This is a genomic window from Pseudoalteromonas sp. T1lg75 (assembly GCF_002964705.1).
In the GTDB taxonomy this organism is placed as follows: domain Bacteria; phylum Pseudomonadota; class Gammaproteobacteria; order Enterobacterales; family Alteromonadaceae; genus Pseudoalteromonas.
Genome location: NZ_PQCD01000007.1, coordinates 25,172 through 35,764 on the forward strand (window position 1 = coordinate 25,172; position 10,593 = coordinate 35,764).

10 protein-coding genes and 1 pseudogene are annotated in these 10,593 nt (G+C 51.2%); 7 read left to right on the top strand and 4 right to left on the bottom strand.

What is annotated here, in order from left to right; all coding sequences use genetic code 11:
• From C2M36_RS02355 to cyaY, 3 genes are read right to left on the bottom strand one after another with little or no spacing between them, the layout of a single operon-like run.
• Window positions 1–975, bottom strand: a complete 975-nt coding sequence (locus C2M36_RS02355) for a DUF2914 domain-containing protein (RefSeq protein WP_105253540.1) — start codon at window positions 973–975, stop codon at window positions 1–3.
• 21 nt (window positions 976–996) lie between these two features.
• Complete coding sequence (locus C2M36_RS02360) at window positions 997–1,656, bottom strand: alpha/beta hydrolase (protein WP_105253541.1); 660 nt, start codon at window positions 1,654–1,656, stop codon at window positions 997–999.
• Window positions 1,657–1,977, bottom strand: coding sequence for an iron donor protein CyaY (gene cyaY / locus C2M36_RS02365; protein WP_105253546.1), 321 nt, complete (start codon window positions 1,975–1,977; stop codon window positions 1,657–1,659).
• Between the two features lie 147 nt (window positions 1,978–2,124).
• Between cyaY and lptM the strand changes: the two genes are divergently transcribed.
• From lptM to C2M36_RS02390, 5 genes are all read left to right on the top strand, one after another.
• Window positions 2,125–2,310, top strand: coding sequence for an LPS translocon maturation chaperone LptM (gene lptM, locus C2M36_RS02370; RefSeq protein ID WP_105253542.1), 186 nt, complete (start codon window positions 2,125–2,127; stop codon window positions 2,308–2,310).
• A gap of 62 nt (window positions 2,311–2,372) precedes the next feature.
• A complete protein-coding gene (gene dapF / locus C2M36_RS02375) occupies window positions 2,373–3,203 on the top strand; it encodes a diaminopimelate epimerase (RefSeq protein ID WP_105253543.1) in 831 nt (276 codons plus the stop codon).
• Window positions 3,200–3,811 carry a DUF484 family protein gene (locus C2M36_RS02380; RefSeq protein ID WP_105253544.1) on the top strand — a complete coding sequence of 204 codons (612 nt, stop codon included), beginning with the start codon at window positions 3,200–3,202 and terminating at the stop codon, window positions 3,809–3,811. Before dapF ends, C2M36_RS02380 begins: the two co-directional genes overlap by 4 nt.
• The gene (gene xerC / locus C2M36_RS02385; protein ID WP_283247860.1) at window positions 3,808–4,740 is read left to right on the top strand and encodes a tyrosine recombinase XerC; all 933 of its coding nucleotides are present in this window, start codon (window positions 3,808–3,810) and stop codon (window positions 4,738–4,740) included. Before C2M36_RS02380 ends, xerC begins: the two co-directional genes overlap by 4 nt.
• 8 nt (window positions 4,741–4,748) lie before the next feature.
• Window positions 4,749–5,441 carry an HAD-IA family hydrolase gene (locus tag C2M36_RS02390; protein ID WP_105189402.1) on the top strand — a complete coding sequence of 231 codons (693 nt, stop codon included), beginning with the start codon at window positions 4,749–4,751 and terminating at the stop codon, window positions 5,439–5,441.
• Window positions 5,442–5,448: 7 nt separating this feature from the next.
• Here C2M36_RS02390 and C2M36_RS02395 read toward each other — a convergent pair whose 3' ends face one another.
• Window positions 5,449–5,862 carry a GNAT family N-acetyltransferase gene (locus C2M36_RS02395; RefSeq protein WP_105189401.1) on the bottom strand — a complete coding sequence of 138 codons (414 nt, stop codon included), beginning with the start codon at window positions 5,860–5,862 and terminating at the stop codon, window positions 5,449–5,451.
• A 177-nt stretch (window positions 5,863–6,039) separates the two neighbouring features.
• Here C2M36_RS02395 and uvrD point away from each other — a divergent pair.
• Both uvrD and C2M36_RS02405 read left to right on the top strand, forming a co-directional pair.
• Window positions 6,040–8,204: pseudogene (gene uvrD, locus C2M36_RS02400) on the top strand (DNA helicase II).
• A complete protein-coding gene (locus tag C2M36_RS02405) occupies window positions 8,149–10,245 on the top strand; it encodes a GNAT family N-acetyltransferase (protein WP_105253545.1) in 2,097 nt (698 codons plus the stop codon). Before uvrD ends, C2M36_RS02405 begins: the two are co-directional and overlap by 56 nt.
• Window positions 10,246–10,593 lie beyond the last annotated feature (348 nt).

Sequence of the window (10,593 nt, forward strand, 5' to 3'; positions counted from 1 at the left end):
TTAAGGCTTGGCAATTAAGCGAAATTCTCTTGTTGCCAATAACTTATTATTGTTATCTCGTAATTCTACACGCCACAAACCGGCTTGGCTGGGCATAATGCGTTTAGATGAAAAGGTGCGATAACGAGCGGTGTGCACGCCAAGTTCCACGCGCGCCACCTGCTGCTGTTCAAAATACCAAATGTGGCTTACCTGTTGCCCCTGCAAACCGCGCAATTCGGTGAAAAACACCAGGCGGTCATCGAAGTCATCCATGGCAATTTCACGCCCTAGGGCGCTCACCGGCTCACGGTCTTGCACCTGTGTGGTGAGTACCGCCCGGCTTACCTTGTCGGTATCTATTTTGCTGCCCTGGGCCAGATTGGCAACCTTGGCTTCATCATTAAAATCGACGGCGGCAAGTGTTGGTTCTGCCTGAACGGGTTCTGCCTGAACGGGTTCTGCCTGAACAGGTTCGGTCCGAATGGACTCGGCCTGACTAGGTTCAGCCGTGCCCTCGTTCGCTTGATTTACCTCTGCGACGACTGCGACCTCAGCGGGTTCAACTTCGCTTTGCGCTGAGCCGCTAAGCGGTGGAGTTTCAGGGGTTGCCTTGGTGGCTACCTCGGCGGCGACCTCGGTGGCGACCTCGCTGACTGCCTGGTTAGCATCCTGGGCAAGCACCTCGGGCTTCTCTAGTGACTCACCCACCAGCGCCTGCTCAACAACCTTAGGCTGTTCAACATCACCAGGCTCCTCGACACTGGCAACCGGGTCTGCGACTAATTGGCTTGCGGCTATTTCGGACTCAGAAACCCTGCTTTGTTCGGCATTGGCTGGGGTAAAAGCGGCATACCAAAGCGCACCGATAGCGAAGGCTCCTACCCCTGCGACTGTGCCGATGCGATGCCAATGCCACTGATAGACCACATCCTTGCGGGCAATGCGCGGTGTTTTATTATTCATATTCGCAGTAATCACGATTTTTTGTCCCATGCGCTGGTTCCTAGATCTCTTTTAACTTAGTCGCTCTATAAGCCATTGTCGAATAGCCTCAAGCTCTTGTTCACAGACCTGGTGCGCCATGGCATACGTTTGCCAAGACACCGCCATCCCTTGCTCCTGCAAACACTCATAGGCCTGTTTGCCAGCTGCTAATGGCACCACATTGTCAAACTCACCATGGGCCATAAAAACTGTGAGGTCTTTGTGTATCGCCTGATCAGCCAACAACTCGGGCTGCGACATATAAGTCGATAAGGCCATCACCCCAGCCAGCTTATGCTGATAGCGCGGCGCCAGATGCAAGGCAATCACACCGCCTTGTGAAAAGCCCGCAAGAATAATCTTATCCGCCGGTATCCCGGCTGCGATTTGCTCATCGATTAAGGCGCTAATGCGTTGTGCAGATTGTTGCACACCTTGGGCATCGGCACGTTTATCTAGATCAAGGGATTTAATGTCGTACCAGGCGCGCATTTCCATGCCGCCATTAATGGTTACCGCCTGTACCGGCGCGTGGGGAAATAAGAACTTCACCCCCAGCTCATCGGGTAAGGCTAAATGTGGGGCCACAGGGGCAAAGCCATCGCCTGAATCCCCTAAGCCGTGTAGCCAGATCACCGTGGCTTTATGAACCGAACTATTAAAGTAGCTGACACCGTCGAACTGACTCACTTAATCATGCTCCCAGCGAATTTCAACACCCGCCTGCTTAGTCGCTGCATCACACATAAACTGCCAGAACTCGGCGCCAGAGCGGTTATCTATCCATTGCTCGCCATGTAATTCAAAGTGGTGGCCGTTAAATTTAGTGGCAACCCACACCTGATGCAGTGGCGCCTGCTTGTTAATCACTATCTTACTGCGGTCCGCAAAGATGATTTCTAATATCCCTGCCGCCGATTCATAGTCTAAATCCGCATCTAAATCGTCGATCTGATCTTCTATGGTCAACATCAATGCATCGGCCAGCTGATGATACTGGGTGTCGGTCATGGTGGTTTCACTCATTAGGCTTGCGCTCCTGTCCTGGCGGTAAACGTTGTGAAGGGGAAATAATTCAACAGCAACGACTACATTTTCGGTATTTTCTGTTACTCTGCGATTATAAAACGAGTCATATTAATTATCTATCGAATCACTATGTATAACAGTCACCGATTGCTTCGAGTTGTGGTTGCCACCAGCTTAACGCTACTAAGCGCATGTGGTCAAAGTGGACCCTTATACCTGCCGCAAGAACAACAAGAAAACCAGCAGCCAGCCTCGCCACAAGAGCAAGATGATGAGGCACAAGCGCACGCCACGGACCCGCAACCGCAGCAATAAACCTAGAGTTGGCTGCGTTTTGCAGGCATAGTGATGGCATAGAGGGATGATGTAAGAGCGTTATGTTAGTTAACTTCTCCAAGATGCATGGGTTAGGAAATGATTTTATGGTCGTGGATAACGTGACCCAGAACATTTTTCTTTCCCGCGACCAAATCAAGCGACTGGCCGACCGTAACTTTGGCGTTGGCTTCGACCAATTGTTAATGGTTGAGGCACCCTATTCACCGGATTTAGATTTCCATTACCGTATTTTTAATGCCGATGGCAGCGAAGTGGAACAATGCGGTAACGGCGCTCGCTGCTTTGCCCGCTTTGTGCGCATGAAGGGCCTAACCAACAAGCACAAGATTGCCGTTTCCACCAAGGGTGGCAACATGATCTTATATATAGAAAAAGACGGTCAGGTCACGGTGAACATGGGGCAACCCATGCTTGAGCCCAAAGAAATTCCGCTAAAAGCAAGCAAACGCGAACTCACCTATATTTTACGGCAGCAGGAGCAGACTCTGTTTGTTGGCGCCGCATCCATGGGCAACCCCCATTGCGTGATCGAGGTTGACGATATTGACACCGCCGATGTGCACACCCTGGGTCCCTTGGTCGAAGAGCATGAGCGCTTCCCGAAAAAGGTCAATGTTGGCTTTATGCAGGTGATCGATCAAGGCCATATCAAGCTCAGGGTATGGGAGCGAGGCGCAGGCGAAACCCTGGCCTGCGGCAGTGGCGCCTGTGCCGCGGCCGTGGTGGGACAACTGCAAAATAAGCTAGGCAACAATGTTAAAGTTGATTTGCCCGGCGGCAGCTTGCAGATCCGTTGGCAGGGCGAAGGCCATCCAGTCAAGATGACGGGCCCCGCCGAGCATGTTTTTGATGGACAAATAGCCTTATGAGTGAATTGAGCAAAGAACAAATCGCCAACTACCTCAAAGACAACCCGGACTTTCTATTGCAGCACCCCGAGGTGTTTGCCGTGATGAACCTGGGTGCAACGCACGAAAGCGTCGCCTCTTTGCAATTACGCCAGCAACAAGTGCTGCGCGAACAAAACCGCGCACAGCAACACCAGTTGCAGCAACTTGTGGCTCAGGCGAAACAAAATGAAAAAGTCTTCCAAGTGTTTAGCGCCTGCCATCGCCAGTTAATGCGGGATGCCGAGTTTGTCGAACTGGCGGCGGGACTGGAAGCCCTGATCTGCGAACAATTGCAAATCAGTGAGTGTAAGCTGGTTAAGTTCACCGACGAGCTACAACCCCTGCTGGATAAACGCCTGGAGCAAAACAATCACTACCTTGGCCGCCTGTCAGAGCAGGAACAAGCGCTGATCTTTGCCGGCCAGAGCAAAAGCGCCGCCTTATACCTGATTGGTGAATTACCATCACCGTTAGCCATTTTGGCCTTTGCCAGTGAAGATGAACTGCACTTTGAACCGGCCCAGGACAGTCTGTTTATCTTTGAATTTGTCAAAGCCCTGCAAGAGCGCTTAACAGCCCTATCATGAGCGAGTCGCAGGCTCTCACCTTTGCCGTGATGACCGACAGCTGGCGCTTACCCGTGAGCGACTATCACCATTATCTGCGCTATGAAAAACAATACTCCAGTCACACCTTGGAGCAATACCAGCGGCAACTCCTAGAGGTGGCTCGATACTTTTATGATGACCGGGATGGCTGGTTGACCATTAGCGGTGACGATATTCGCCGTTATGCCATGTCATTGCGTGCCAAGGGCTTGGGGGCTCGCACCGTCAACCTTAAGCTCAGTTGCCTGCGCGCCTTTTTTCGCTTTTTACGGGCCTATAATCCACACCTTGATAACCCGGCGCAATTTGTAAAGGGCCCCAAGTTTGATAAGCCGCTGCCCCGCAATCTGGATATTGAACAGATGCATCAACTGCTTGAGATCGACGATGACGATCCGCTCGCCATCCGCGACAAGGCCATGATGGAATTAATGTACTCCAGTGGACTGCGGATCAGTGAGTTGGTTAATACTAACTGCAATGATATCGATTTGCGCAGTGCTGAAATTCGTGTCCTAGGTAAGGGTAATAAAGAACGCTTGGTACCGGTGGGTTCGCAGGCCATTACCGCAATTAATGCCTGGCTCAAGGTGCGCGGCGCCTTTGTCGGTGCCGACCCCGAGGCACTGTTTTTATCGAAACGGAAAACCCGTATTTCTGTGCGTCATGTACGGGAGCGCATGCGTGAATGGGGAGTCAAACAAGGCCTGAGTGCTCAGGTTCATCCTCATAAATTGCGCCACTCCTTTGCCTCTCATGTCTTGCAGTCGAGCGGCGATCTGCGGGCGGTGCAGGAACTACTGGGCCACAGCAGTTTGTCGGCAACCCAGGTTTATACCCATTTAGACTTTCAACACCTGGCCAAGGTGTATGATAATACCCACCCCAGAGCTAAAAAACAGAAGTAACAGCCCGAATGATGCGATTTAATCGAGCCATGGCTCCCGCCAAGGTACTGAGCTTTGACCTGGACGACACCCTGTATGATAACCACCCTATCATCAAGGCAGCGTTGCAGGCACAGCAGGATTATTTGCTTACCCTACCGGGATGGCTGGAGCAAGGCGATGATTTTTGGCTAGACTGCCGTCGCATCGTGATTGCCCGTGATCCAGCGCTGGCTCATGATGTTACGCAAATTCGTAAGCAAGCGCTCACTTACGCCATGGATAAGATTGGGGTAGAACAATACCATGCTGACAATGCCTACGAGATTTTTGCCGAAGCACGCAGCAAGATCACCGTAAGCGATGAGATATTAGCCCTGCTGGAATCGCTTAAACGTAAATATCGACTGATCGCCATTACCAACGGCAATGTCGATGTCTCCAAGTTCAACCTCAGAGATCAATTCGAGTTAGTCTTGATGGCCGGGCCCGATGGCAAGTCCAAGCCTCATCGGGATTTATTCGATCATGCCGCCGAGCGTCTTGGGGTTGCGAACCAGGAAATCATCCATATCGGCGATAGCCTGGACACAGATGTGCAAGGTGCGAACAATGCCGGATGTCGCAGCATTTGGCTCAATAATCAAGGCATTCAATATGCCTATAAGGGTCTGCCTTGCTGTGAGATTGACGACATCATGGCATTGACGGAGCTAGGTTAAATACGAACTAAAGTGCTTTAACCATATAGCTACGACGCCCATCAAGAGGGTAATCAGCTAGCGCGAAGACCTCCTCGTAACCATGGCGGCGATAAAAGTCGGGAGCCTGGAACTCCAGGGTATCGAGTACGGCCTTTGTCGCACCCAATTCCTTGGCTGCCCGCTCCAGTTTATAAAGAAGTTCGTTGGCGTAGCCTTGCCCCCTGTGCTCAGGGTTGACCCATAACCAATCGATGAGTAGCCAATGGCCAAAGCATCGTCCAGCAATGCCCGCAACCACTTCTCCCTTATCATTGCTGACTCTAAAACCGAGGTTTTGTCTTTGTACGGGCCAATGTGACTTGTTAAAAGCAACCACCTGTTCTTTAAGCCAATCACTTAATTGCTCACTGCTGTCACTGACAATTTCGTACCGTCTCATTATCTAACTCCCGAAGTACCCATGGCGCCTATGTTAACTAATATGAGAACAAGCAGTTAGCGGTAAATTGCCGATAATTCGCTTGCTAAGGCATACCTGTTTATAAAAACAGTATTCTATTTAGCCAAAGCAGAACTCTTGTTATACTTGCCAAACTAACAATAGGTGGATGTGGCGATGGATGTATCTGAATTACTTGATGGCTTGAACGATAAACAACGAGAGGCGGTAGCAGCACCCTTGCAAAATATGCTGGTTCTTGCCGGTGCGGGCTCAGGTAAAACCCGGGTATTGGTCCATCGTATCGCCTGGTTGATGCAGGTAGAAAACGCCTCACCCTATAGTGTCTTTGCGGTGACCTTTACCAACAAGGCGGCCAAAGAAATGCGTGCCCGAGTCGAACAAACCATTCAAGGCTCCGCCGGTGGCATGTGGATTGGTACCTTCCACGGTTTGGCCCATCGTATTTTGCGTGCTCACCACCGTGAAGCAAAATTGCCTGAGTCTTTCCAAATTCTCGACAGTGATGATCAGCAACGTATGATACGCCGCTTGCTTAAGGCCATGAATATCGACGAAAAGAAATGGCCGGCAAAGCATATCGCCTGGTATATCAGCGCCAAAAAAGATGAGGGCCTGCGCCCTGGCGACATTCAAGCCTATGACGTCAACGAACAGCTATTACAGAGGGTATACGGCGCCTACCAAGAGGCCTGTGACCGCGCCGGTTTAGTCGACTTTGCCGAGATCCTGCTACGCTGCTACGAAGTGCTGCAGCAACAACCTGCGCTGCTGCGTCACTATCAGCAGCGCTTTGCCCATATTCTGGTGGACGAGTTCCAGGATACCAACACCATTCAGTATCGCTGGCTGGCTCTGATCGCCGGTGATACCAACTCCATGATGATAGTCGGCGACGACGACCAAAGTATCTATGGCTGGCGTGGGGCGCGTATTGAAAACATTAAACGCTTTTTGGACGACTTTGATGCCGAAACCATTCGCCTGGAACAAAACTATCGCTCCACGGCAACGATTCTAAAAGCGGCAAACTCGCTGATTGAAAACAACTCCGAGCGTATGGGTAAAAGCCTGTGGACCGATGGTAACCAAGGTGAGTCTATTTCCATCTATGCTGCCTTTAACGAGCTGGATGAGGCCCGTTTTATTGTCGGCAAAATTAAAACCTGGCTCGAGGCCGGCAATGCCCTCAGTGACAGCGCCATCTTGTATCGTAATAACGCCCAATCCCGTGTACTGGAAGAGGCTTTACTGCAAGAGGGCATGAAATACCGTATTTATGGCGGCATGCGTTTCTTCGAGCGTCAGGAGATCAAAGATGCCCTTAGCTATTTACGCCTAGTAAGTAATCGCCAAGACGACGCCGCCTTTGAGCGTGTAATCAACACGCCCACCCGCGGCATCGGTGATAAAACCCTCAGCCATATTCGTGACTGTGCCCGCGCCGAGTCACTGCCGCTTTGGTATGCCGCCAAGGCAATCATAGAGCAAAAGCATTTATCCGGCCGCGCCGCCACCGCGGTAACCCGGTTCTTGGAGTTAGTCGATGGCATCGAAGCCCATATCGGCGATCTGACTTTGGCCGAGCAAACCAAGTACGCCATTGAAAATACAGGCCTTATGGCTATGTATCAGGCGGAAAAAGGTGAAAAAGGCCGGGCTCGCGTAGAGAACTTAGAAGAATTAATCAACGCCTGCGAGCAATCGAATTACCGGTAGATGAAGAGTTTTCATCGCCACTGCAAGGCTTCCTAGCCTACACCTCGCTAGAGTCCGGTGAAGGTCAGGCCGAAGAGCATGAAGATGCAGTGCAGATGATGACATTGCACTCGGCAAAAGGCCTGGAGTTCCCGCTTGTCTTTATGGCCGGTGTTGAAGAAGGCATGTTCCCATCGCAACAAAGCCAGGAAGAAAGCGGTCGCTTAGAGGAAGAGCGTCGCCTTTGCTATGTGGGTATGACCCGTGCCATGGATAAGTTGTATATCACTCATGCGGAAAGCCGTCGCCTCTATGGTCAGGAAAAGTATCACAGCCCATCACGCTTTTTGCGAGAGCTACCCGATGACTGCGTCGAAGAAATTCGCGTTAGAACCAAGGTAACTGCGCCGCAACAGTCGGGCCGTTTTAGCCCATCGCTAACACAAGCGGCGTTTGCCGATAGCGGCTTTAATCTCGGCCAACGCGTGCTACATGCCAAGTTTGGCGAGGGCACGGTATTGAATTATGAAGGTGCCGGGGCCCAGTCGCGGGTGCAGGTAAACTTTGATGACGTTGGCAGTAAATGGTTGGTCACCGCCTATGCTCGCTTGCAAGCACTCTGAAGTCACAAACTTACTCAGCCAATTAAAGCGCCAGCGATGGCGCCAAGCGCTGTTATTGCGTGGCGAACGGCAATGGTGTTACGAGCAATTAATAGCGCTCCAGAAACTGACAGCCGCTCCATGGTATGTGCTCAGCAATAATGAAAAGTTGAGACAGGCCCAGTGGCCGCATCATCTGCACCAGATCCTGGGGCAAGAGCATGCCCACGCCGCCTACGACTGTTACAGCGGCTTTTACGCCGATAAACTCGCAGCGCTGGCGGGCACGGTGCAAGCCGGGGGTTTGTTGGTGCTTATGCTGCCGGAAGATACCAGCACATTTATCGATCCGGGTATGGATAAGCTCGTTTCTTACGGTTACTCCACACCAACACAAAGCCATTTTTGGGCCTGGTTAGAACAGCAACTAGTAGAAACCGACTTTGTTAGCATCAAGCAATCTGCGGGGAGCTCGAATTGCATCACCTTGGTTGCCGATACCCCTGAGGGTAACGCTCAACCGGATACCAGCGAACAGCTAGCTGTCGTAGAGCAAATCATTAAAACCGCCAAGGGTAGAGCACATCGCCCCCTATTAATTAGCGCCGACCGGGGTCGTGGCAAGTCTGCCGCACTAGGTATAGCCGCCGGCCAGCTGAGCGATAAACGCATCATCTTATGTGCCGTTCAGCGTCGCGCGGTAAGTACCGTGTTTAAACACCTGAGCGATACGGCATCCCTTGCCGAGGCCAAGGACACAGATCTGAGTCTTGGTAATGTGGAATATATGCCTCCGGATCGCGTACTGCACGAGCAACCCAGTTGTGATCTACTCTTGGTCGATGAAGCGGCCACCCTGCCGATACATATTCTTAAACAGCTTTTGGCTATCTATCCACGCGTGGTCTTTGCCAGTACCCTAGCCGGTTACGAAGGCAGTGGCCGGGGTTACACATTGCGCTTTAAAGCCTATTTGCAAAGGCACTACTCTAACTTTCGCGAGCGCGTTTTAAACGAACCGTTTCGCTTCGCCTCGGGGGATCCCTTGGAACAGGGGATCAACAAATTACTGGTGCTTGATGCCGCCAGCAAGGAACTCCAGCCCTGCGAACAAGCATTAACTCATATTTCTATCGATACGGCTAAACTGCGCGAGCAGCCGGAATTACTAAAGCAGGTGTTTGCTTTACTGGTGCTGGCCCATTATCAAACTTCGGCCAATGACTTTCGCCAATTACTGGATGCGCCGGGACAGCGTATTTACCTGAGCCGAAAAGGCGAGCAACTGGTCGCCGTGGCCGTTATTACCTTGGAAGGTCGCTTCGATGAGCAAATGGCGGCCCAGGTTGTAAGTGGTGAACGTCGTCCGCAAGGGCATCTTCTTGCTCAAAGCCTGGCGCAGCTAAGCGGTGAATCACAATTGGCGCAGCTATCCTGCGCGCGCATAGTGCGCATTGCCGTGCATCCACAATTGCATCACCTGGGTATAGGTAGCGCGTTAATGGACTTTATCGGTGACGATCTCACACAACATAAGGTTGCCATACTTGGCACCAGCTTTGGCGCTCACGCCAGCCTGCTGGAATTTTGGCAACGTCTTGGTCTCAGCACCATTAAGCTGGGCATTAAGCGGGATCATGTCAGCGGTGAATACAGCGCCCTAATGGCAAAAGGGCTCACTGAACAAGGCACCCAGCTATTGTCACCGGTTATCAAGGCCTGGCAAAAGGATCTGCCACACCTAATAGCGCATTATTTTGCCGATTTGGAGAGTCGTCTGTTACTAAAACTATTATGCGAATGCCCCGTGATGGAACCTCTTCATACCGATCATCACACCCTATGGCGCTATAGCCAGGGACATATTCCTCTAGCACAAGCCTATGGTGCCCTGCGGCGCTATCTTTTCAATAACTGGTCCACTCTAGCAGCAGCACCTAAAGAGACCCAGGACGTGATTCTAGGGCTTGTCTTTAACAATGCAGATGCCAAACCTGTCGAACTGAGTAAAAAGCAGTATCAGCAACTGCTTAAAGACTTTATTCAGCAACTTATCAAATAAAACAAAACGCCTCACCAGATCCTCTAAGCGTCAAACCCCACTCATTATGCGGGTTTCTTTTTTCGATGTTCTACCGATTAAACCAAGTTACGAAGCTATTCCAAAGCCGCCCTAACTTGCGCTACTTATCTAGCATGGATTTAGGGCTGCGTGATAACCACACCTGATGGCTACGGCTATCGATAGTCAAAGAATGTAGTAAGAATATTAAACGCCAGAAAGCAAAAAACCCGCTGCATAGCTGCAACGGGTTTCTTTAATAAGGCCCTGACGATGTTCTACTTTCACATGGCAAATGCCACACTATCATCGACGCTGTTTCGTTTCACTTCTGAGTTCGGCATGGGG

Bases quoted from the DNA above. Each gene is read 5' to 3' on its own strand.
- C2M36_RS02355 (WP_105253540.1), bottom strand. From the start codon at position 975: ATGGGACAAAAAATCGTGATTACTGCGAATATGAATAATAAAACACCG.
- cyaY (WP_105253546.1), bottom strand. From the start codon at position 1,977: ATGACCGACACCCAGTATCATCAGCTGGCCGATGCATTGATGTTGACC.
- lptM (WP_105253542.1), top strand. From the start codon at position 2,125: ATGTATAACAGTCACCGATTGCTTCGAGTTGTGGTTGCCACCAGCTTA.
- dapF (WP_105253543.1), top strand. From the start codon at position 2,373: ATGTTAGTTAACTTCTCCAAGATGCATGGGTTAGGAAATGATTTTATG.
- C2M36_RS02380 (WP_105253544.1), top strand. From the start codon at position 3,200: ATGAGTGAATTGAGCAAAGAACAAATCGCCAACTACCTCAAAGACAAC.
- xerC (WP_283247860.1), top strand. From the start codon at position 3,808: ATGAGCGAGTCGCAGGCTCTCACCTTTGCCGTGATGACCGACAGCTGG.
- C2M36_RS02390 (WP_105189402.1), top strand. From the start codon at position 4,749: ATGATGCGATTTAATCGAGCCATGGCTCCCGCCAAGGTACTGAGCTTT.
- C2M36_RS02395 (WP_105189401.1), bottom strand. From the start codon at position 5,862: ATGAGACGGTACGAAATTGTCAGTGACAGCAGTGAGCAATTAAGTGAT.
- C2M36_RS02405 (WP_105253545.1), top strand. From the start codon at position 8,149: ATGACGTTGGCAGTAAATGGTTGGTCACCGCCTATGCTCGCTTGCAAG.